Source organism: Muricoccus vinaceus (genome assembly GCF_042433125.1).
In the GTDB taxonomy this organism is placed as follows: domain Bacteria; phylum Pseudomonadota; class Alphaproteobacteria; order Acetobacterales; family Acetobacteraceae; genus Roseomonas; species Roseomonas vinacea.
Window position 1 is genome coordinate 14,590 of sequence record NZ_JBHLVZ010000087.1, and the last position, 22,110, is coordinate 36,699.

The following is a 22,110-nucleotide window of genomic DNA, read 5'->3' on the forward strand; positions in this document are numbered from 1 at the left end:
CCGCAGGAGAGCACCGCATGACCGACTGGCCCAGGGAGAACGTATCCAGGGAAAGCGGGCGCCACGCCCTCGGCGACCTCGCGGTGCTGAAGGGTGGTGCCATCCGGGGCGCAACGCTCGCCTGGCGCACGCACGGCACGCTCTCCCCCGCGCGGGACAACGTGATCCTCTATCCCACCAGCTACGGCGCGACGACGGCGGAGGTGGAGTGGCTGGTCGGGCCCGGGGGAGTGCTGGATCCCCGGCGCTGGTTCGTGGTGCAGGTGGATATGTTCGGCAACGGCGTGTCCTCCTCGCCCGCCGACATGCCGGACTACCCCGCCCTGGTCACGGCCTACGACAACGTCCAGGCCCAGCGCCGCCTGCTGCGGGAGGTCTTCGGGATCGAGCGGCTGCGCGCGGTGTATGGGTGGTCCATGGGGGCGCAGCAGGCCTATCACTGGGCCGCGCTGTTCCCCGATGCGGTGGAGGCCGCCTTCATTGTCTGCGGCAGCGCACGGACGGCCGTGCACAACCAGGTCTTCCTGCGGGCGCAGATGGCGATCCTGGAGGCGGCGCCGGAATACCGGGGCGACGGGCGGTTCTCGGCCCAGCCCGCGGCCGCGCTGCGCGCCTTCGGGCGCAACTACGCGGCCTGGGCGATGAGCCAGGATTTCTATCGCGCGGGGCTGCACCTTTCCCCCGCCACCCCCGACCTCGAAAGCTACCTGCGGACCTGGGAGCGCCGCTACGACAACAAGATGGCGGCCAACCTTCTGGCGCAGATGCGCTGCTGGAACGCGGGCGACATCAGCGACAACCCGGCCTTTGGCGGCGACCTGCCGGCCGCGCTCGGTGCCATCACCGCGCGGATGCTGCTGGTGCCCGGCGACACGGACCTCTACTTCCGCGTGGCCGACAACGAGGCGGAACTGCCGCACCTGCGTCAGGCGGCGCTGCGCCCCATTCCCAGCATCTGGGGCCATCGCGCCGGCAATCCCGCCGACAACGCGGAGGACGCCGCCTTCCTGCGCCGCTGCGTGGCGGAATGGCTGGGGTGATCAGCCCCCGGGCGCCGTGATTCCGGCCACCAGGAAGTCGGTGAGGCGCCGCACCACCTCCTCCGTGTCCTCGGTGTTGAAGCGGCCGTCCGAGAGCTCCGCGAGGCGGTCGAAGCCCGAGAGCATGTAGAGGTAGGTGCCCACCGCGAACATCATGCGCCAGTGCGCGTTGGCCGTGTTCAGCCCCGGCACGGCCCGCTCCAGCGCCGCGATGTAGTTGCGCGTGGCGTGGTCGTAGACCTCCCCGCGCAGGCGCAGCGCCAGCGCGTCGGGCTCGTGGTGCAGGCGCGCCTGCATGCGCACGAAGGCCCGGCTGCCCGGATCGGCGCCGCGCAGGGCGAATTGCGGGCGCAGATAGGCCGAAACCAGCTCCCGCGCGGTGGGCGGGTCGGCGCGGGCCAGCAGGGCGTCCAGCAGTTCCTGCCGCTGGCGGGACACCTCCAGGCCGCGGCGCTTGAACAGGGTCTCGAACAGGCGCTGCTTGCTGCCGAAGTAGTAGATGATCAGCGCCTGCGTGACATCGGCGCCCTCCGCGATCTCGCGCAGGGACGCCGCGACGAAGCCGTGGTCGGCGAAGACCTGCCCGGCCACCTCCAGGATGCGCTCCTGCGTCGAAACACCGTCCGTAGCAGGACGGCGGCCGATGCGGCGGCGGGCCGGGGCGGCCTCCGCCATGCTCAGGCGGCCGCGCGGGAGGGCTCGACCAGCGGCGCGCTGAACACGTCGTAGCCGAAGACCCAGGAAGGGTCCTCGTTGTCGCGCAGCCAGGTGTTGTCGTGGGAGACCTTCTGCACGCGCGAAGCCCGCTCGATCCGGTTGGCGCGGTAGAGGGCGAAGGCGGTCTCGTGGTCCCCCGCGCCAACGGCCTTGAGGCAGCGCGCGAGCATGGCGGCGTCCTCGATCGCCATGGCCGCGCCCTGGGCCATGTGCGGCTTCATGGGGTGGCAGGCGTCGCCCAGCATCACCAGCCGCCCGCGGCTCCAGAGCGGCAGCGGGTCGCGCTCCAGCAAGGGCCACTTGGTGATGTCGGAGCAGGCGTCGATCAGGGCCTGCACCATCGGGTGATAGCCGGCGAAGGCCTCGCGCATCTCCTCCTGGCTGCTCTGCACCCAGGCCTTGCTCATGTCCCACTCGGCCTGGGGCACGCCGGTGACGTAGTAGTACTCGTCCTGCGCCTCCGTCACGTAATAGACCATCATGTGCCGGTCCTCGGACCACCACTTCACGCAGGGGTCGAAGCGGTGGCCGGAGCGGGCGAGCGCCGAGGCTGGGAAAACGGCACGGTGCGCCACCCAGCCGGTGTAGCGCGGCGCCTCGGTGCCCAGCATGTGCTCGCGGATGACGGAGTTCACGCCGTCCGCGCCGATCACGATGTCGGCCTCGGCCGTGGTGCCGTCGGCGAAACCCAGCACCACGTCGTGGCCGAGATCCTCGATGCGCGTCAGGCGCTTGTCGTAGCAAAGCGAGCCGGCGGGCACGGCATCGACCATGAGCTGGTGGAAGTCGCCGCGATGGACGGTGAGATAGGCGGCGCCATAGGTCCGGCGGGCATATTCGCCCAGCGGGATTTCCGCGATCACGGCGCCGTCGCTTCCGTTGCGGCTGTGCCAGTAGTCCGGGTGAGAGCCCATCGCCTCCATCGCCGGCTCCAGCCCGATGCGGCGCAGGATCTTCATCACGTTGGGCCCGACATGGATGCCGGCGCCGAGCCGCGAGAAGCCGGGCGCCTGCTCGTAGAGGGTGGCGTCGAAGCCCTCCTGCCGCAGCAGCAGGGCGGCGGCGATCCCGCCGAGCCCGGCTCCGACGATCGCGATGCGGGGGGCGGTGCGGGGCTGGCCCATGGTCCGGTCTCCGAGGATGGAAGAATTTAACTACACGTTCAGTTAGAGGGAAGCGCAATCACCATGGCACGGCCCGCCTCAGCCGGGCGATGTGGCCGGACAACCCTTCCCAGGCCGGCCGGCCCGGGGCGAAGGCGGCGCGGAGATGGTTTGCCAGCAGCTCCACCTGCCGGTCCGTCAGGCTTCCGGCGAAGCCCGGCATCTCGCCATGGCCGGGCAGCGGCGGGTGGATGCCCTCCAGGATCACGCGCAGGAGGTTGTCCGGGCGGTCCGAGTGGATGTTGCTGTTCAGCGCCAGCACCACCTCCGGTCCCTCCTGCGCGCCGCCGCCGTGGCAGGCGGCGCAGGCGCCCTGGAACAGGCGCGCGCCTTCGCCGCCGGCCGCCGGCAGGGGCGCCGCGACGGCGGGCGCGGCCTCCGCCGGTGCCGGGTTCAGCGCGGCCAGGTAATGCGCCATGGCCCGGATATCGGCGTCCGGCAGGGCCTGGAGCTGCGCCACCACCGGCGCCATGGAGCCCGCCGCCACGCCGTGGCGCGCGGAATGGCCGGTGCGGAGGTAGTCGAAGAAATCCGCCTCGCTCCAGGGCAGCGGCGCGCGGGACAGGCCGTTCAGGGCCGGCGCCTCCCAGCCGCCCGCGACGGCCCCCGCCAGGGCGGCGCCCCGGCGCTCGGCGCCCAGCGCGTTGCGCGGCGTGTGGCAGGCGCCGCAATGGCCGAGCGCGTTCACCAGGTAGTTGCCGCGGTTCCACTCGGCCGTGCGGGCCGGGTCGGCCTCGATGGCGCCGGGGCGATGGAACAGCAGGTTCCAGCCCGCCAGAAGCGGGCGGAGGTTGAAGGGAAAGGCCAGCTGCGTTTCCGGCACCACCGCGCGCAGGGGCGCCTGGGCCATCAGGTGGGCGTAGAGCGCCAGCAGGTCCTCATCCGTCATTCCCGCGAAGGCGGTGTAGGGGAAGGCCGGGTAGAGGTGCCGCCCGTCGCGGGCGATGCCCTGGCGCATGGCGCGCTCAAAGGCGGCGAAGGACCAGGTGCCGATGCCGGTCTCGCCGTCCGGGGTGATGTTGGTGGACCAGACGGTGCCGAAGGGCGTCTCGATCGGGCGTCCGCCCGCGTTCACGGCGCCATCGGCGGCCGTGTGGCACACGGCGCAGTTTCCGGCGGCCGCCAGCAGCCGCCCGCGTTCGATCTGCGCCGCCGAGAACACGTCCGCCCCCGGCAGCCGCGCGGGCGCGATGGCGGAGGCCCAGCCGGCCGCAGCCCCGGCTGCCACGAGCAGCCCGCCCAGCAACCCGCCGAAGCCCGCGAACCAGCGGCGCCGCCCGCGCTTCGCCTGCGCGCGCTCCGCGGGCCGCAACCCCGCCAGGATCACTTCGGGCGTGAAGGGGGCGCTGCGGAAGCGCACGCCGGTGGCATCGAAGATGGCGTTGGCGATGGCGGCGGCGCCGGGCACGGAGGCGGATTCGCCGGCACCCAGCGGCGGCTCCTCCTGGCGCGGCATCATCATCACCTCGACCGCCGGGACCTCGCGGAAGTCGAGGATGGGGTAGCCGCCCCATTCGCGGGCGGCGACGATCCCATCCTCGAAGGGCACGCGCTCCTTCAGGGCGCGGCTGGTGGCCTGGATGACGTTGCCGTGGATCTGGTGGCGCACGCCGTCGGGGTTGATCATCAGCCCGGCGTCGTGGCCTGCGACGATGCGCGTCGCCACCACCTCGCCGGTGCGGCGGTTCACCTCCACCTCCGCCACCCAGGCCGCCCAGGCGGCGCCGAAGCCCGGGAACTTGCTGTGGACGTAAAGGGCGTAGGCGAAGCCCTGCCCGCGCAGGATGTCGCCCTCCCCCCTCATGCGCGGCCCCGTGCGGGTTTCCCATCCCGCGCGCTCCGCCACAGCGCGCACCAGCGCCGCCGCGCGCTCCTCCTTCAGGAAGCGCAGGCGGTATTCCACGGGATCGGCGCCGGCCTCGGCCGCGCATTCGTCGATGAAGGATTCGTGCGCGAAGGTGCTCGGCAGCGCCGAGACGCCCCGCATCCAGGAGGCGCGCACGATGGGCGGCATGTCCTCCACCGCGACGCGCAGCGCGGGATAGGCATAGGGCGGGATGGCCGTGCGGTCGCCCATCTGCAGAACGGCGGGCTCGGGCGGCACCGCGCCGGTGAGCAGCAGGGCCAGCAGGGGCGCGTCGTTGGAGGGATAGCGCGACACGAAGTCGTAGGCGGCGACGTTGCCGGCCGCATCCAGCCCGCCGTCGATGTCGATCAGCTGGGCCGCGCCCTTGGGCTCCCACAGGTGCTCCTGCTCGCGCGTGAGCTGCACGCGCACGGGGCGGCCCACGGCGCGGGACAGCAGGGCGGCGTCGCCGGAGACATCGTCGGCGCAGTTGCGGCCGTAGCAGCCGGCGGCCTCCATGCGCGTCACCTCGATGCGCGCCTCCGGCAGGGCCATCAGCCGGGCGAGGTCGGCGCGCAGCATGTGCGGGTTCTGCGTGCCCGACCACAGGCGCAGCCGCCCTTCCGCGCATTCCGCCACCGCGCAGGACGGGCCGATGGAGGCGTGCATCTGAAAGGGCCAGGAATAGGTGCGCGGCATCCGCGTCGCGGCACCGGCCAGGGCGGCCTCCACGTCGCCGGTGTCGGCCAGCACGCGGCGGGTGGAGGGGTTCAGCCGCAGCGCCCGGTCCACGTCCTCCAGCCCGGCGGGGGCGGAAAAGCTTTTCCACGCCACGCGCAGGTCGCGCGCCGCGCGGGCGGCTTCCTCCTCGCGCTCCGCCACCACGCCCACGAAGTCGCCGATCACCACCACATCCACCAGGCCGGGGATGTGGGACACGGAATCGCGGTCCACCGAGAGCAGGCTGCGGCCGATGAAGGCGCCGCCGTCCAGCCCGGCATAGGGTGGCCGCACCACGCGCCCGTGCAGCATGCCGGGCACGCGCATGTCGTGCACGAAGGTGAGGCCGCCCGTGGCCTTGGCGGGGATGTCCACCCGCGGCACGGGCCGGCCGACCACGCGGTACCCGCCCACCGGCTTCAGCGGCGCGGCGCCGCTCAGCGGCAGGGCTTCGCGGCGCCCGCGCAGGAGATCCCCGAAGGAAAGCGCCTCCCCGCCTGGGCCGAACACCACGCCATCGGTGACGGAGAGGGCATCGCTCCCCAGCCGGGCGGCGGCCAGGGCCAGCAGCGCCCGCCGCGCCTCCGCCGCCGCCTGGCGCAGCGGCAGGGCGGCGATCTGGATGGTCTCGCTGGCGATGGTGGGGCCCTGGTCGGGCGCGCGCCCGGTGTCGCCCAGAACCACCGTCACGGCGTCGAAGCGGACGTCCAGCTCCTCCGCGACGATCTGCGCCAGCGCCGTGCGGATCCCCGTGCCGAGGTCCACATGGCCGTTGAAGGCGGCCACGCTGCCGTCGTCGAAAACGGCGACGAAGACGTCCTCCTCGTCCGGCGCGTTCGCCCCCGGCTCCGTGCCGGGCACCGGCGGGCGCCTGCGGGTGATGGCCAGCACGCCGTCCTGGCGCAGCACCTCCTGGCGGGACACGTCCCGTGCGGCGCGGGGGGTCACGCGGCGCGCTCCGCCACCGCGCGCCGGACGGAGGCCAGGATCTCCAGGTGGGTGCCGCAGCGGCAAAGGTTGTGGGCCAGGGCCTGGCGGATCTCGGCCTCCGCGGGGCGGGGGTTGCGGTCCAGCAGCGCCACGGTCGCGATGATCATGCCATTCAGGCAGTAGCCGCATTGCGCGCCCTGTTCGGCGATGAAGGCGGCCTGAACGGGGTGCGGCGCGGCGATGCTGCCCAGCCCTTCCAGCGTGGTGACGTGCCGCCCCTCGGCGCGCGAGACGGGAAGCACGCAGGCGCGCGCGGCGCGCCCGTCCAGCAGCACGGAGCAGGCGCCGCACTCGCCCAGGCCGCATCCATATTTCGGCCCGTTCAGCCCGAGGTCGTTGCGCAGCACCATGAGCAGCGGCGCGGCGGGATCGAGGTGCAGCGCGTGGCGCACCCCGTTCACCTCCAGCACGACCTCCCGGGGGGCGGCCATCACACGGCCAGGAACTGCGTGCGCGCGGCCTCGTCCGCGCGCAGCGCCGCCATGGTGCCGGACCAGACCACGCGGCCCTTCTCCACCACCGTTGCGCTGTCGGCCACGCCGCCGGCGAAGTGCAGGTTCTGCTCGGCCAGCAGGATCGTCAGCCCCTCCCCTTTGAGGGCCAGGATGGCCGCGGCCATCTGCTCCACGATCACGGGGGCCAGCCCCTCGCTGGGCTCGTCGAGCAGCACGAGGCGAGGATTGCCCATCAGGGTGCGGGCGATGGTCAGCATCTGCTGCTCGCCGCCGCTCATCCGCCCGCCCGGACGGTCGCGCATGCGGCCGAGATTGGGGAACAGCTCGAACAGCCGCTCGGGCGTCCAGGGCCGCTGGCCGTTGCGGGGCGGCTGCTTGCCGACCTCCAGGTTCTCCATGACGGTGAGGTCCGCGAAGACACGGCGGTCCTCCGGCACGTAGCCGAGGCCGGAGCGCGCGATGCGGTGCGGTTCCTCCCCGGCGATGTCGCGGCCATCGAACACGACCCGCCCGCTGCTGGGCCGCACCAGGCCGATGATGGACTTCATGGTGGTGCTCTTGCCCGCGCCGTTGCGGCCCAGCAGCACCATCACCTCGCCCGCGCCGATCTCCAGCGCCATGCCCTGCAGGATATGGGCGCGACCGTAATGCGTGTTGAGGTCCGTGACGGACAGCATCAATGCCCCCCACTGGTGGCGCCGGTGCCGAGATAAATTTCCCGCACGGCGGGGTTGGCGCGGATGGCGGGGCCGTCGCCCTCCGCGATCAGCGCGCCGCGGTTCAGCACCAGGATGCGGTCCGACACGTCGAACACCACGTCCATGTCGTGCTCGGTGAACAGCACGGCGATGCCGCGCCCGGTCGCCAGCCGCCGCGTGAGGTGCATGAGGCCCACGCGCTCGGCGGGCGCCATGCCCGCGGTCGGCTCGTCCATCAGCAGCAGGCGCGGCGCGTTGCCCAGCGCGATCGCCAGTTCCAGCCGCTTGAGGTCGCCATAGGCCAGCACGCCCGTGGCGCGATCCGCCTGCGCCAGCAGGCCCACCTGGTCGAGCAGCGCGTCGGCTTCCGTGGCGAAGCGCCCCGCCACTGGTCGCCAGAACTGCCAGACCTGCCCGCGGTGGGAGAGAATGGCCATCTGCACGTTCTCGCGCACCGTCATGGAGCCGAAGGTGGCCGTGATCTGGAAGGTGCGGCCGACGCCCCTGAGCGCGATGGCGCGCGGGCCGAGGCCGGTGATCGGCCCGCCATCCAGCAGCACGGAGCCCGCATCCGGCGGCAGCTGCCCGCCCACCATGTTGAAGCAGGTGGACTTGCCCGCGCCGTTCGGGCCGATCAGCGCCAGCATCTCCCCGGGCGCGACGGCGAAGGACACGTCGTCCACCGCCCGCACGCCGCCGAAGGACTTGCTCAGGCCACGCACCACGAGAACGCTCACGCCTCGCGGCCCCGCAGCCAGATCCGGCGCGCGGCGCCCGCGATGCCCTCGGGGAAGGCGACCACGAGCACCACGATCACCGCGCCCAGCACCAGCCGCCACAGGTCGGTGGAGCGCACGAGGATATCGGCCAGACCCGTATAAACCAGCGCGCCCACGATCGGCCCCGCCACGGTCTGCAGACCGCCGAGCAGCACCATCAGAAGCGCCTCGACCGAGTGCGGGATGGAGATGTAGGTCGGGAACACGCCGCCCTTGCCATAGGCGAAGATCGCGCCGCCCAGCCCGCAGGCCGCGCCCGCGATCACCAGCGCCACGATCCGCAGGCGCGAAACGTCGAGCCCGATGGAGCGCGCGCGGGTGGCGGAATCGCGCGCCGCCCGCAGCGCGTAGCCATAGGGCGCGTAGAGCGCGCGGCGCAGCAGCAGCGCCACCCCGACCGAGAGCACCAGCGCGATCCAATAGAAGCTTCGCGGGTTGCGCGCCCAGTCCGGCGGCCAGACGCCCAGCAGCCCGTTGTCGCCCCCGGTCACGTCCACCCACTGGAAGGACACGGCCCAGACGATCTGCGCGAAGGCGAGCGTCAGCATGGACAGGTAGACGCCCGAGAGCCGCACCACGAACCAGCCGAACAGCGCGGCGACGATCCCCGCCGCGAGCGGTGCCGCGAGCAGGCCGAGCGGCATGGGCGCGCCCGCCCAGTGCAGCAACAGCCCCGCCGCGTAGGCGCCGATGCCGAACCAGGCCGCGTGGCCGAAGCTGGCCATGCCCCCCGGCCCCATCATGAAGTGCAGGCTTGTCGCGAAGAGGATGGCGACGCAGGCGTCGGTCAGCACCGTTAGGTAGTAGTCGCCGACGAGAAAGGGCGCGACCAGCGCCAGCGCCAGCGCGGCGGCGCCGAGAAGCCGCAGCGCGCGCGGCGCCACGCGCACCACGGGAGCCGCGATGCTGGCCTCGCGCGCCTCGGATTGCGGGCGGCCCATCAGCCCGTTGGGGCGGAACACCAGCACCACCGCCATGACGAGGAAGACGAGCACGAGGGTGATCTTGGGGACCAGCACGATCCCGAAGGCCTGGAGGATGCCGATCAGCAGGCTGGCCACGAAGGCGCCGGGCAGGCTGCCGAGGCCTCCCACGACGACCACCACGAAGGCGTCGGTGATCACGGACAGGTCGATGCCCAGATTGGCCGAGGCATTGGGCAGCGACAGCGCGCCGCCCAGCCCCGCCAGCCCCGCGCCGAGGGCGAAGACGGAGGTGAAGAGCAGCCGCTGGTCCACGCCCAGCGCCGCCACCATTTCCCGGTCCAGCGTCGCGGCCCGCACCAGCGTGCCCCAGCGCGTGCGGTTCATCACCAGCCAGAGCAGGCCGAGCACCACCGGCCCGATGGCGATCAGGATGAGGTCGTAGAGAGGGAAGCGGCTGCCCGCGATCTCCACGAAGCCGCGCAGCCAGCGCGGCCGCGGCAGGGGCAGTTCCACCGCGCCCCAGAGCCAGAGCGTGACGTCCTGGATGATCAGCACCACGCCGAAGGTGGCGAGAAGCTGGAACAGCTCCGGCGCGCGGTAGACCCGGCGCAGCACCGCCACCTCCAGAGCCACGCCGATCGCGGCGGTGGCCAGGGCGGTGAGAAGAATGCCGAGGACGAACCACTCGGGATCGCGCGGCAGGCGGGTCAGGATGCTCCAGCCGATATAGGCGCCGAGCATCATCAGGCTGCCGTGCGAGAAGTTCACGATCCGGGTGACGCCAAAGATGATCGTCAGCCCGGAGGCAACCAGGAAGAGCGACGAGGCGGTGGCGAGCCCGGTCAGCAGTTGCGGGAGGATGCTGTCCATGGGCTCGCGCAGCCGGTCAGCTGGCGCTGGCCGGGCGGAGGCCGCGCACGAAATCGTCGCCCGGCAGCAGGTCGCGGCCGTCGATGTAGCGCCAGTCCGTCATCACGCCGGCGTTGTTGCGCAGCGCGGTCTTGCCGACATAGACGCCCAGCGTGCCCTGGTGGTCGATGGCGCGGTACTCGGCCGGGCCGGCGGGCGTGTCGAAGCGGGCGCCGCGGAAGCCCTCCACCATCTTCTCCACCTCGACCGAGCCCGCCTTGGCGATGCCGGCGGCGATGGAGTTGATCAGCGCGTATCCCACCAGCGAGCCGCACATGGGCTTGGCGTTGAACTTGCCGCGGTAGGCGGCCGCGAAGGCCTTGTGCGCGGGGGTGTCGATCATCTCGCCGGGATAGCCGGTGACGATCCAGCCCTCCGGCACCTCGTCGCCCAGCGGGTCCAGGTACTCGGGCTCACCGGTCAGCAGCGAGGCGACGGAGCGGCGCTCGAACAGCCCGCGGGTGTTGCCCTGGCGGACGAAGTTGGTGAGGTCGGTGCCGAACAGCACGTTGAAGATGCCCTCGGGGCGCATGCCTTCCAGCGCCTGCACGGTGGCGCCGGCATCGACGCGGCCCAGTGCCGGCCACTGCTCGCCCACGAACTGCACGTCCGGGCGGCGGGCGGTGAGAAGCTGCCTGAACCACTTCACGCCGGACTGGCCAAACTCGTAGTTGGGCGCAACCGTCACCCAGCGCTTGGCCGGCAGCTTCGCCGCCTCCTCCGCCAGGATGGCGGCCTGCATGTAGGTGCTCGGGCGCAGGCGGAAGGTGTAGCGGTTGCCCTTCTCCCAGACCATCGCGTCCGTCAGCGGCTCGCCGCCGACATAAAGGCGCTTGTTCTGCGCGGCGTACTCGCCCAGCGCCAAGCCGACGTTGGAAAGGTAGGCGCCGGCCAGCACGTCCACCTTCTGGTCGTTCACCAGCTCGCCGGCCAGGCGCACCGCGTCCTGCGGGCGGCCCGCGTCGTCGCGGGTGATCAGCTCCAGCTGGCGGCCGAGCACGCCGCCCTTGGCGTTCGCCTGCTCCACCGCGAGCTGCATGGCGTTGCGGTAGGGAACGGTGAAGGACGGTTGCGCGGTGTAGCTGTTGATCTCGCCGATGCGGATCGGCGCGGTTCCCTGCGCCCGCAGGAGGCCGGGCAGCGCGAGGGCGCCGGACGCGCCGAGAACCAGGCGCCGTGTCACTTCCATGGTGCTACTCCTGAGGGTTGGGGAGATCACTCGGCCGCCAGCGCGACCTCGTCCAGGACCTTGCCGTCGCGCGTCACGGCCTCGCCGTCCAGACGCACGGTGCAGTGGCGCAGCGGGATGTCGATGTGGCAGGGCGTGTTGCGCGTGCCGCCGGCCTCTGTGTTCGGGCCCAGCGAGAACAGGAAGTTGCCGGCAAAGGCCCGCGCGTCCATGCCGATGGTCTGCTCGCGGTCGTAGAGCGACAGCACGGACCAGCGGGCGCGGTCCTGCAGCCCCCAGCCGATGTGGGAGATGGCGTAGGCTTCGGGATCGTTAAAGGACTGGATGTAGTCCTGCAGCAGGTCGGCATCGAGACCGCCCTCGACCTTCACCGCGTAGCCGTCCCGCACCGTCAGCGTGATGCGGTCCTGCACATAGGACTTCTGCGGCAGCAGGATGTCGCCGCGGTCGATCACGATGGTGCCGTTCGACCTGCCCTCGTTCGGCCAGGTCGCCAGGAAGCCGGAGGGCCAGTGGTCCCAGCGGCCTGGGGCGTCCACGAAGCCGTATTCCTCCAGCAGCGGGTAGTCGCCGAGCGCGCAGCGCAGGTCGGTGCCGGCCGGCGAGGTGACGTGCATCTCGCGCGCGGCCTTCAGCTTCTCGGCGGCGGCCTTCACGCGGCGCTTGTCGGCCATGGTCGGCACCAGCCGCGCCAGCACCTCCGGCGGTTCCACCGCCAGCAGCATGCGCGTGCCGGACTCCAGGATCTCTCCCTGTTCCGGCGAGAAGAGCAGCAGCATGAGGTCGAGCACGAGGTCGCTCGCCTTCAGCGCCGCCATGCCCGCGGGATTGCCGGTCAGCGGCGTGTCGCCCACGAAGGCAAGCGCGTCGCGCGAGAGCGAGGCCTCGCCGTTCATCGCCGGCAGGTCCAGGCGGTTGACGATGGCGCCCATGCCGCGCGCCGCGATCATCGCGGTGGACAGCGTCTGCGGGTGCGTCACCGGTCCGGTGAGCACCGTCACCACCTCTCCGGACTTCAGCTCGGAAAGGGTGAGGACCTTTTTCCAGGCCTCGATCATGTCCGCGTCGCTGATGGGCATGGTGGCCCTCCTTTCCCGCTGGAACTGACTGAGCGTACAGTTAGAAAATCAGAGGGCGGAAGAGCAATTCGGACGCGCGGCCCGCGCTTTTCCGCCCATCTGGCCGCCGTGCCGCCCATCTTGCACGCATCCAGCGGGACGGGTGACCGTTTCCTGCGCACATCCGGGACAGACCGATGGACGATCACTTCTACGAACCCCGCCTCGGTCACGGCCTGCCGCACGATCCCTTCAAGGCCATCGTCGCCCCGCGGCCGATCGGTTGGATCACCACGGTGGACGAGCAGGGCCGCGTCAACCTCGCTCCCTACAGCTTCTTCAACGCCTTCAACTCCAGCCCGCCCATCGTCGGCTTCGCCAGCGAGGGGCGCAAGGACAGCCTTTCCAACGTGGAGGCCACCGGAGAATTCGTCTGCAACCTCGCCACCCGCCCGCTGGCGGAGGTGATGAACCGCAGCAGCACCCCCCTGCCCCATGGCGAATCGGAGATGGAGCTCGCGGGCATCGCATCGGCCCCCTCCCGCCTCGTGCGCCCGCCGCGCGTGGCGGATACGCCGGCCGCGCTGGAATGCCGCCTGTTGCAGGTTGTTCCGCTGAGGAACCTGGAGGGCGAGGCGGTGGACACGCATCTCGTGCTCGGCCAGGTCGTGGGCGTGCACATCCGCGGCGCCTTCCTGGTGGACGGCGTCTTCGACCTGCGCGCCGCCCGCCCGATCGGCCGCTGCGGCTATCGCGGCGACTACGCGGAAATGGGCGAGATGTTCGAGATGTTCCGCCCCACCCGGCGCTGAATCAGGCAACGCCCAGCAGGCGGATCAGGCCCAGGCTGATCGCGCCCAGCACCAGCAGCGAGGCCACCGCCGCGCCCACCACCCGCCCGCCGGACCGCGCCACGCTGCGCAGGTCCACGCCCAGGCCCAGCGCCGCCATGGAGATGGTGGTCAGCACCGTGGCCAGGGCCGCGGCGGGCGCCAGCAGCACCTCGGGCAGCAGGCCGAGGGAGCGCAGCGCCGCCAGGCCCAGGAAGCCCAGGATGAACCAGGGCACCAGCCGGTGCAGCGGCGGGCGCGCGCCGGCCGCCCCGTCGCCGCGCAGGCGGGGCGCGAGAAGGGAGAGCACCACCACCACCGGGCCCAGCATCAGCACCCGCACCAGCTTCACCAGCGTGCCGACCTGCACGCTCAGCGCCCCCATGGGCGCCGTCGCGGCCAACACCTGCGGCACGGCATAGACGGTCAGGCCCGCAAGCACGCCGTACTGGCCCATGCTCAATCCCAGCGCCGGCACCAGGAGCGGCAGCAGCAGCACGACGGCCACGCCCAGCACGGCGGTGAAGGCGATGGAGGCCGCGACGTCCTTGCCGCTCGCCCCCACCACCGGCGCCACGGCGGCGATGGCCGAGTTGCCGCAGATGGAATTGCCGCATGCCACCAGCACCGCCATGCGCGCCGGCAGCCCGAACAGGCGGCACAGCCCGTAGCTCGCGCCGATCGCGATTGCGACGACCACCGCGATGCCCACGAGCAGCCCCGGCCCGACCGCCAGCACGGTGGCCGCGCTCAGCGAGGCGCCGAGCAGCACCACCGCCACCTCCAGCAGCATCTTGGCGGAGAAGTCGATCCCGGGCTTCCAGCGCGGCCCGGGGGTCCAGGCGGTGCGGATCGCGGCGCCCAGCAGGATCGCCAGCACCAGCGCTTCCAGCCAGGCGCGGCCGAACAGCGCCGCCTCGATCCGGGCCAGCGCAACCGCCGCCAGGGTCACGCCGGCGCAGAGCAGGACGCCGGGCAGAAGGCGGGTCATCGCATGGCTCTACTTGGTGCCGAACAAACGGTCCCCGGCATCGCCGAGGCCGGGGCGGATATAGGCGTGCTCGTCCAGCGCCCGGTCCACGGCGCAGGTGAAGACCGGCACGTCCGGATGCGAGGCCGCCAGCACGGCGAGCCCCTCCGGCGCGGCCAGCAGGCAGGCGAAGCGCAGGTTGGTGCAGCCCGCCAGCCGCAGCCGCTCGATGGCGGCGGCGGCGGAATGGCCGGTGGCCAGCATGGGGTCCACCACGATCACCAGCCGCTCCGCCACGTCCTCGGGCAGCTTCAGGTAATACTCCACCGGGCGGTGCGACACGGGATCGCGATAGAGCCCGACATGCCCCACCCGCGCGGAGGGCACGAGGTCCAGCATCCCCGCCGCGATCCCGTCCCCGGCGCGGAGGATGGACACGATGCACAGCTTCTTGCCGGCGATGGCCGGCGCCATCATCGGCTCCAGCGGCGTGTCGATGGGCACGGTGCGGATCGGCAGGTCGCGCGTCAGCTCATAGGCCATCAGCAGGCTGACCTCGCGGGCCAGCGCCCGGAACTCCCCGGTGGAGGTTTCCCGCCGGCGCATGATGGTCAGCTTGTGCTGCACCAGCGGGTGGGACAGGACCGTCAGCCGGGGGTGGATCGCCTGGTCCATGGTATGCGCCGCTCCGCCTCTGCCGCCCGGCGCATGATGCGGAACCGGGCGGGGCTTGCCCATAGCGCGGCTTGGCGCCCCGGCGAAGGGGAGCCGGGTTCAGGCCTCCGCCAGCTCCACCGCCCGGCCGAGGTCCACCGACAGCAGGCGCGAAACGCCCCTCTCCTGCATGGTCACGCCGTAGAGGCGGTGCATCCGCGCCATGGTCAGGGGATGGTGGGTGACCACCAGGAAGCGCGTGCCGCCCTCCGCCATCGCTTCCAACAGGGCGCAGAGGCGTTCCACGTTGGCGTCGTCCAGCGGCGCGTCCACCTCGTCCAGCACGCAGACGGGGGCGGGCTGGCAGCGGAACACGGCGAAGATAAGGGAAAGCGCCGTCAACGCCTGCTCCCCGCCCGAGAGCAGCGACAGGGCCGAAAGCTTCTTGCCCGGCGGCTCCGCGTAGATCTCGAGCCCCGCTTCCAGCACGTCGTCCGAGCCGACCAGGGCCAGATGCGCCCGCCCGCCGCCGAACAGGCGGGAGAAGAGGGCGCGGAACTCGGTGTCCACCCGGTCGAACACCGCCCGCAGGCGCTCGCGCCCCTCGCGGTTCAGGTGGCCGATGGAGCCGCGCAGCTTGGCGATGGCGTGGCCGATCTCCTCGCGCTCCCGCTCCAGGTTCGCCAGGCGATCCTCCACCTCGGCCATCTCCACCTCGGCGCGGAGGTTGACCGGGCCCATCTCCTCGCGCTCGCGGGCCAGGCGCTCGGCCTTGCGGCGGGTGCGCTCCTCGGCGGCGTCCGAAAGGTCCTCGGGCGGCTCGGGCAGCTCGGCTTTGGGGCCCAGGCGCTCGATGATGCGGGTGGCGACCGCCCGGCCCTCGTCCTCGGCGCGGGCGGCGCCGCCGTCGGCGCGGGCCTGGGCCTCGCGCGCGGCGGCAAAGGCGGCATCGGCCAGGCGGCGGGCCTCGGCGGCGTCCCGCGCCTCCGCCTCGGCGGCGGCGAGCGCGGCGGCGGCCCCGGCATGGGCGGCCTCCACCTCGGCCAGCATCCGCGCGGCGCCGGCCAGGAGTGCGGCGGCCTGTTCGGGCTCGTCCGCCACGGCGGCGGCCTCGGAGGCGGCGGCGTCCCGCCGGGCGGCGAGGGCGATCAGGCGGGCGCTGGCATCGGCGCGGCGGGCGCCCCAGGAGGCTTCCTCGCCCTCCAGCGCCGCGCGGCGGGCGGCGAGGCGCTCCTGCTCGGCCTCCAGCGCCCGGCATTCGGCGCCGGCCTCGGCCTCCTCGCGGCGGGCCTCGGCCAGGGCGGCGCGGGCGGTCAGCGCCGCGGTGCGCGCGGCCTCGGGGTCGGGCAGGTCGGCGCCCGCGGCCTCCACGGCGGCGCGGGCGGCCTCGGCCTCGGCGCGCTGGTCGGCCAGGCGGGCGATCTGCGGCTCCAGCGCGGCCAGGCGGCCCTCGGCGGCGGCGGCGCGGGCGGCCAGGGCAGACTGGCCGCGGCGGGCCTGGTCCAGCCGGTTCTCGGCGTTGCGGCGGGCGGTGCGGGCGGCTTCCTCGGCGGCGGCGAGGCCGCGAAGCGCCGTCGCGGCGGCGTCCCGCGCGGCGCGGGCGGCGGCGGCATCGGGCACGGCGGCCTGGCTGGCGCGCGCGGTGTCCAGGGCGGCCTCGGCCTCGGCGCGCTCGGCGGCGGCCCGTTCCAGCGCGGGTGTCAGCGCGGCGAGGCGGCTGTCGGCCAGCGCCGCGCCCGCCGCGAGGCGGGAGGCCTCCTGCCGCGCCCGCGCCAGCCGCGCCTCGGCCTCGCGCCGCACGCCCCGCGCGGCGCCATCGGCGGCGGCGGCGGCGGCATCGGCGGCGCGGGCGGCCTCGGCCTCGGCGCGGGCGCGCACCAGGGCGGCGTCGGCGGCGTCGCGCGCCGCCTCCCGCGCGCGCAGGCGGTTGCGCTGGCGCAGGCGCTCGGCCCCCGCGCTGGGCGCGCCGGGATTGGCGCCCAGCCCGTCCCAGCGCCAGAAGCCGCCGCTGCGGGCAACCAGCGCCTGGCCGGGGGCGAGGCCGGCCTGCATGGCGGGGCCGCGCGCCTCGTCCTCCACCAGCCCGATCTGGGACAGGGCGCGGGCCAGTTCCGGCGGCGCCTGGACGATCTGGGCCAGGGGCGTCGCGCCCTCCGGCAGGGCCGGCAGGTCCGCGAGCGGCGGCAGGTTGCGCCAGTGGCGGGGCGCCTTCAGGTCGGCGGGGCAGTCCAGCGCCTCGCCGAAGGCAGCCCCCAGCGCGGCCTCCAGCCCAGGCGGCACGGAAACCTGATCGAGGATCGGCGCCGCGCTGCCGCCATCCCCGGCGCGCAGCAGGGCGGCGAGGCCCTGGGCCTCGGCGGCGGCGCGGGCGCGGGCGGCGCCGGCCTCGGATTCGGCGGCACGCGCGCGGGACAGCGCGGCGGCGGCGGCGGCGCGGGCGCCCTCGGCGTCGGAGAGCGCCTCGGCGGCGGCCTCGGCGGCGCGGGCGGCCTCCGCCTCCTCGCGGCGGGCGGCCTCCTGGCGCTCCGCGGGGATGCAGGCGTCCAGCGCCTGGGCGTGCTCGCGCGCCAGCCTTTCATGGCCTTCCGTGGCGCGGCGCGCGCGCTCGGCGGCGGCGCGGGCGGCGTCGCGCGCGGCGGTTTCGTCGGCCTCGGCGGCGGCGGCGGCGCGGCGGGCCTCGGCCTCGGCCAGGGCGGCGGTGGCGCGGGCGGCCTCGGCGCGCTCCAGGGCGGACCGCGCCGCGGCCAGGGCGGCATCGGCCGCCTCCACCTCGGCGCCCGCGCCCGACAGGGCCTCGGGCGAGACGTTCGCGGCCAGGGCCTTGGCGCGCTCCTCCTCCAGCCGCGCGAACTCGGCGGCGAGGCGGCGCGCCTCGGCCTCGGCACCGCGGCGGGCGTCCTGCAGGCGTTCGAAGGCCAGCGCGGCCTCGGAGGCGGCCTCGGCCGCGCGCTCGGCGGCGCCGTCGGCCTCGCGCGCCGCGTCCACGGCCAGGGCGAGGCGTTCGGCGGCCCCTTCCAGCCGGGCCGGCAGGGCGGCCAGCGCCCCGGCCAGGGCCTCGGCCTCCTCGGTCAGCCGGGCCTGCGCCACCTCGGCGTCGTGCACCACCGTGGCGGCATGGGCGTGGTCGGCCTCGATCTGGGCGAGGCGCCCGGTGGCGGCGTCCAGCGCGGCGCGGGCGCGGGCCTCGGCGGCGGCCAGGCCCTCGCCCTCCACCCGGCGGCGCTCCAGCGCGGTGCGGGCGGCGGCCTCGGCGGCGCGGGGACCGGGCAGGGCCATGTCGGCGGCGTGCGCCCGGCGCGTCGCGGCCTCGGCGGCGGCCTCGGCGGCGCGGGTGGCGGCGCGGGCGGCATCCAGCGCGTGGCGGGCAGACAGGAGCTGCCCTTCCGCGCGGGCGGCGAGCAGCGCCATCCACTCGGCCTCGGCGGCGCGGGTCAGGCCCGAAAGGTTGCGGTAGCGCGCCGCCTGCCGCGCCTGCTTGCGGAGCGATTCGCGCTGCGTCTCCAGCTGGGTCCGCAGGTCGTCGGCGCGGGTGAGGTTGGTTTCGGCCTGCCGCAGCTTGAGTTCGGCCTCGTGGCGGCGGGCGCGCAGGCCCGCGGTGCCGGCGGCCTCCTCCAGCACGCCGCGCCGTTCCTCGGGCTTGGCGCCGATCAGGGCGGAAACCCGCCCCTGGCTGACCATGCCCGAGGCCCGCGCGCCGGAACCGATGTCGGCGAACAGCGTGGCCACGTCCCGCCCGCGCGTTTCGCGCCCGTTGATGCGGTAGCCGGTGCCCGCGCCGCGCTCGATCCGGCGGGTGATCTCGAGCTCCGCCACCTCGGCGTTGGGCGGCGGGGCGAGGCCGGAGGCCTCCTCCAGGCTCAGCGTCACCTCGGCCTGGTTGCGGCCGGGGCGCGTGGAGGTGCCGGCGAAGATGACGTCGTCCATCTCGCCGCCGCGCATGGCCCGGGCGTTGGTCTCGCCCATGGCCCAGCGCAGCGCCTCGACCACGTTGGACTTGCCGCAGCCGTTGGGGCCGACGATGCCCGTCAGCCCCGGCAGCACCTCCACCGTGGTGGCCTCGGCGAAGGACTTGAAGCCGGCGATCCGCAGGCGGGACAGGGTGGCGGTGCGGGGCTGGCGGAAGCCCTCGGGCCCGTCCTCCGTGCCATCCTCCGGAACGCCGGGCGATGGGACGCGCCCCTCCTCCCCGGCTGGGGTGCCCAGGGCCTCGGCCCCGGCGAGCCCCGGCGCGCGGGAGGCGTCGCCGTCCATCAGGAGGCGGAAACCCCCGCCAGCTCCGCGAAGCGCTCGAAGCTCACGGCGCCGGGGGTGGGGCGGTTGTTGAAGACGAAGGTGGGGGTGGAGGAGACGTTGAACTCCTGCTGTCCCTTCATCCGGCCTTCCAGGATGCCGCGCTGCAGGGCCTGGTCGGCCAGGGCGGCGTCCACCTGGGCGCGGCTCATGCCGGCGAGCGCCGCGATCTTGGCGATCTCGGCGATGTTGTCGGCACCGCGGGCGAAGGCCCAGCGGTCCTGCGAGGCGAAGAGGGCGCTGATGAAGCCCTCGTAGCGCTCGGCCGGCAGGGCGCGGGCGACCACGGCGGCGGCCAGCGCGATCTGGTCCAGCGGGAAGTCGCGCCACACCAGGCGGACCTTGCCCGGCTCCACCAGGCGCGACTTCACCTGCGGCCAGGTGCGGTTGTGGAAGTCCGCGCAGTGGGAGCAGGTGAGGGAGAAATACTCGATCACCGCCGGCGCCTCGGCCTTGCCGGCCGAACGCTCGCCCAGGCGCGGGTCGGCCACCGGGGCCTGGGCCTGGGCAGCGCTGGGGGCGAGGGCGGGAACCAGCGCGGCCGCGGGGGCGGCGAGGAGGCTGCGGCGGGCGATGTGCATCGTCATGGAAATCCCATTCCGGTGGGCCACGATGGCTCGGAGCGTATCAGCGCTTCCGATAAACCCCGGCGGCCAATCTTGCCAGGGCGTCGCGCAGGGGAGCGTTGCCAACCGTGTCCAGGGCGCCACGAACGGTGTCCGGCAGGGGCTCGGCCGGGCGGGCGGGGGCGGGGCGCGCGCCGGCGGGGGCCTGCTGCACGAAGCGCAGCGCCTGGACCGTGACGGCGCCGAGCGCCGCGTTGATCCGCCCGATCAGCTGCGGCGCCAGGTGCTGCAACTCCATCGCCATGGGGCCGGAGCAGCCGATGGTCAGCGTGCCCGCCGAAAGCCGCCGCGGCACCGTGACCGCGGCGATGGCCGGGCCCACCACCCCCGGCCAGTCCGCCATCAGCATGGCCCCCGCCGGGCTGCGGCGCTTGAAGGCGGGGCGGGTGATGCGGGGCACGAGGGCGCCGAGGGGGCGCAGGCCCAGCTCCGGGCGCGGCGCCTCATAGGCCAGCGGCGCGGCGCCCGCGCGGGGCGCACCCGTTCCCGCCGCGCGGGGCGCCCCGGTTCCCACCGCGCGGGGCGCGCGAGAGCGCGGGGGGCTTGCCTCCGCGCCCCCGCCGCCCTCCCCTGGTCCTGCCTTGCCCGACGCCATGCCCGATCCCCCCTCCGCCATCCCGCTGCTGGCCTGGTACGACCGCCACCGCCGCACGCTGCCCTGGCGCGGAAGCGGCGGAGGGGATCCATACCGCATCTGGCTGTCGGAGGTGATGCTTCAGCAGACCACCGTCGCCGCGGTCGGCCCGCGCTACGGCCGATTCCTGGCCCGCTTTCCCGATGTGGCGGCCCTGGCGGCGGCGCCCTGGGAGGATGTGGCGGCCGAATGGGCGGGGCTGGGCTACTACGCCCGCGCCCGCAACCTGCACGCGGCCGCCCGGGCCGTGGCGGCACGCGGCGGCTTTCCGGACACCGAGGCCGGGCTGCGGGAGCTGCCGGGCATCGGCGCCTATACCGCCGCCGCCGTGGCCGCCATCGCCTTCAACCGCCCCACCGTGCCCGTGGACGGCAACGTGGAGCGCGTGGTGGCCCGCCTGCTGAGCATCCGCACGCCCCTGCCCGCCGCCCGGCGCATCATCGCCCCCGCCGCCGCCCGCTTCATGGAGCAGGAGGCGCCGCGCGCCCGGCCCGGGGACTTCGTGCAGGCGCTGTTCGACCTCGGCGCCACCATCTGCACCCCGCGCCGGCCGGCCTGCGCCCTGTGTCCCTGGCGGGGGGACTGCGCGGCGCAGCGGGAGGGCATCCAGGAGACGCTGCCCGCGAAATCGCCCAAGGCGGCGCGCAAGCGGCGCCACGGCCTGCACTTCCTGGCGCGCGACCCCGCCGGGCGGCTTCTGCTGCGCCACCGGCCGCCGGAGGGGCTGCTGGGTGGCATGCTGGAAATCCCCGGCGCCCCCTGGCGGGAGGACACCTGGACCCTGGAGGAGGCGCTTCCCCATGCCCCCCTGCCCGGGCTGCCCTGGGCGTTGCGGGCGGGCATCGCCCATCATGGCTTCACCCACATGGACCTGGAGATGCGCCTGGCCGAAGCGGCCGCCCCCGCCGCACCGGCGCCGGAGGGCATGGCCTGGATGGAGCCCGCTTCCGCCCAGGCCGCGCTGCCCACCGCCATGCGGCGCCTGTTCTCCCTGTCGGAGGCCCCGCTTGCCGAGGGCGCGGGCGCCGTGGCAAGCGGAGGAACCGGGGCGCGAGGCGCCCGCAGGAAGGGGATTTCAGGATGACCGCCATTCAGGGCCTGGCCGCGCGCCCGGCGCTTCGCTTCTGGTCGATGGCGCTGCTGGGCTCGGCGGTGCTGGCGGCCTCGGCGCAGGTGAGCCTGCCGATGTGGCCGGTTCCCGCCACCCTTCAGACGCTGGCGGTGCTGCTGCTCGGCGCGCTCGGCGGCTCGCGCCTGGGTGCGGCGGCCGTGCTTCTCTACATCGCCGAGGGCGCGATGGGCCTGCCGGTCTTCGCCGCCGGCGCCGCCGGGCCCGCAGCCCTGATGGGGCCGACCGCGGGCTTCCTGCTCGGCTTCGTGGCCTCCGCGGCCATCGCGGGCCAGGCCGGGCAGGGCGCGCTGCGCCAGGCGCTGGTGCTGGCGGCGGCCCATCTGGCGGTCTTCGTGCCGGGGGTGCTCTGGCTGGCCGGCTTCGTGGGGATGGAGCGGGCCGTGATGGTCGGCTTCGTGCTGTTCGTGCCGGGCACGCTGGTGAAGACCGCGCTGGCCTTCGCCGCGCTGCGGGCGCTGCGCCGGGGCTGACGGGCCTCTCCATG

At 74.2% G+C, this 22,110-nt stretch carries 18 protein-coding genes; 4 read left to right on the plus strand and 14 right to left on the minus strand.

Annotated features, from left to right (window positions below; all coding sequences use genetic code 11):
• Window positions 1-17 precede the first annotated feature (17 nt).
• Window positions 18-1,040: an alpha/beta fold hydrolase gene (locus ACFFIC_RS25945; RefSeq protein ID WP_377055882.1), complete on the plus strand. Its 1,023-nt coding sequence runs from the start codon at window positions 18-20 to the stop codon at window positions 1,038-1,040.
• On the opposite strand, the gene ACFFIC_RS25950 is transcribed toward ACFFIC_RS25945, so the two are convergent.
• From ACFFIC_RS25950 to ACFFIC_RS25990, 9 genes are read right to left on the minus strand one after another with little or no spacing between them, the layout of a single operon-like run.
• A complete protein-coding gene (locus tag ACFFIC_RS25950) occupies window positions 1,041-1,715 on the minus strand; it encodes a TetR/AcrR family transcriptional regulator (RefSeq protein ID WP_377055884.1) in 675 nt (224 codons plus the stop codon). It abuts the gene before it with no gap.
• A 2-nt stretch (window positions 1,716-1,717) separates the two neighbouring features.
• Window positions 1,718-2,881, minus strand: a complete 1,164-nt coding sequence (locus tag ACFFIC_RS25955; RefSeq protein ID WP_377055886.1) for an FAD-dependent monooxygenase — start codon at window positions 2,879-2,881, stop codon at window positions 1,718-1,720.
• Window positions 2,882-2,939: 58 nt separating this feature from the next.
• The gene (locus ACFFIC_RS25960; protein ID WP_377055888.1) at window positions 2,940-6,434 is read right to left on the minus strand and encodes a molybdopterin cofactor-binding domain-containing protein; all 3,495 of its coding nucleotides are present in this window, start codon (window positions 6,432-6,434) and stop codon (window positions 2,940-2,942) included.
• Window positions 6,431-6,907: a (2Fe-2S)-binding protein gene (locus ACFFIC_RS25965; protein ID WP_377055890.1), complete on the minus strand. Its 477-nt coding sequence runs from the start codon at window positions 6,905-6,907 to the stop codon at window positions 6,431-6,433. Before ACFFIC_RS25965 ends, ACFFIC_RS25960 begins: the two co-directional genes overlap by 4 nt.
• Window positions 6,907-7,608 (minus strand): ABC transporter ATP-binding protein, encoded by a 702-nt coding sequence (locus tag ACFFIC_RS25970; protein ID WP_377055892.1) that lies wholly within the window; start codon window positions 7,606-7,608, stop codon window positions 6,907-6,909. Before ACFFIC_RS25970 ends, ACFFIC_RS25965 begins: the two co-directional genes overlap by 1 nt.
• On the minus strand, window positions 7,608-8,366 hold the full coding sequence (locus ACFFIC_RS25975) for an ABC transporter ATP-binding protein (RefSeq protein ID WP_377055894.1): 759 nt from the start codon (window positions 8,364-8,366) through the stop codon (window positions 7,608-7,610). The genes ACFFIC_RS25970 and ACFFIC_RS25975 overlap by 1 nt, the downstream gene beginning before the upstream one ends.
• Complete coding sequence (locus ACFFIC_RS25980) at window positions 8,363-10,204, minus strand: ABC transporter permease (RefSeq protein WP_377055896.1); 1,842 nt, start codon at window positions 10,202-10,204, stop codon at window positions 8,363-8,365. Before ACFFIC_RS25980 ends, ACFFIC_RS25975 begins: the two co-directional genes overlap by 4 nt.
• Before the next feature lie 16 nt (window positions 10,205-10,220).
• Entirely contained in the window at window positions 10,221-11,432 is a 1,212-nt protein-coding gene (locus ACFFIC_RS25985) for an ABC transporter substrate-binding protein (protein ID WP_377055898.1), read from the minus strand.
• A gap of 26 nt (window positions 11,433-11,458) precedes the next feature.
• Entirely contained in the window at window positions 11,459-12,511 is a 1,053-nt protein-coding gene (locus ACFFIC_RS25990) for a M29 family metallopeptidase (RefSeq protein ID WP_377055900.1), read from the minus strand.
• Between the two features lie 176 nt (window positions 12,512-12,687).
• Between ACFFIC_RS25990 and ACFFIC_RS25995 the strand changes: the two genes are divergently transcribed.
• Window positions 12,688-13,302, plus strand: a complete 615-nt coding sequence (locus ACFFIC_RS25995) for a flavin reductase family protein (protein ID WP_377055901.1) — start codon at window positions 12,688-12,690, stop codon at window positions 13,300-13,302.
• A 1-nt stretch (window position 13,303) separates the two neighbouring features.
• Here the strand turns inward: ACFFIC_RS25995 and ACFFIC_RS26000 are convergent, their stop codons facing one another.
• The 5 genes from ACFFIC_RS26000 to ACFFIC_RS26020 all read right to left on the minus strand — a co-directional run bounded on the left by ACFFIC_RS26000 (window position 13,304) and on the right by ACFFIC_RS26020 (window position 20,455).
• On the minus strand, window positions 13,304-14,311 hold the full coding sequence (locus ACFFIC_RS26000; RefSeq protein WP_377055903.1) for a YeiH family protein: 1,008 nt from the start codon (window positions 14,309-14,311) through the stop codon (window positions 13,304-13,306).
• 9 nt (window positions 14,312-14,320) lie between these two features.
• Window positions 14,321-14,965: a uracil phosphoribosyltransferase gene (upp, locus tag ACFFIC_RS26005; RefSeq protein WP_377055905.1), complete on the minus strand. Its 645-nt coding sequence runs from the start codon at window positions 14,963-14,965 to the stop codon at window positions 14,321-14,323.
• 99 nt (window positions 14,966-15,064) lie between these two features.
• Window positions 15,065-19,195, minus strand: coding sequence for a chromosome segregation SMC family protein (locus tag ACFFIC_RS26010; RefSeq protein WP_377055907.1), 4,131 nt, complete (start codon window positions 19,193-19,195; stop codon window positions 15,065-15,067).
• Window positions 19,195-19,821 (minus strand): DsbA family protein, encoded by a 627-nt coding sequence (locus tag ACFFIC_RS26015; RefSeq protein WP_377055909.1) that lies wholly within the window; start codon window positions 19,819-19,821, stop codon window positions 19,195-19,197. Before ACFFIC_RS26015 ends, ACFFIC_RS26010 begins: the two co-directional genes overlap by 1 nt.
• A gap of 40 nt (window positions 19,822-19,861) precedes the next feature.
• Complete coding sequence (locus ACFFIC_RS26020) at window positions 19,862-20,455, minus strand: DciA family protein (RefSeq protein ID WP_377055911.1); 594 nt, start codon at window positions 20,453-20,455, stop codon at window positions 19,862-19,864.
• Between ACFFIC_RS26020 and ACFFIC_RS26025 the strand changes: the two genes are divergently transcribed.
• Together ACFFIC_RS26025 and ACFFIC_RS26030 are read left to right on the plus strand one after the other, a co-directional pair.
• Window positions 20,454-21,578, plus strand: a complete 1,125-nt coding sequence (locus tag ACFFIC_RS26025) for an A/G-specific adenine glycosylase (protein WP_377055913.1) — start codon at window positions 20,454-20,456, stop codon at window positions 21,576-21,578. The two genes, ACFFIC_RS26020 and ACFFIC_RS26025, sit on opposite strands and share 2 nt — an antisense overlap.
• Window positions 21,575-22,096 carry a biotin transporter BioY gene (locus tag ACFFIC_RS26030; RefSeq protein ID WP_377055914.1) on the plus strand — a complete coding sequence of 174 codons (522 nt, stop codon included), beginning with the start codon at window positions 21,575-21,577 and terminating at the stop codon, window positions 22,094-22,096. Before ACFFIC_RS26025 ends, ACFFIC_RS26030 begins: the two co-directional genes overlap by 4 nt.
• Window positions 22,097-22,110: the final 14 nt, after the last annotated feature.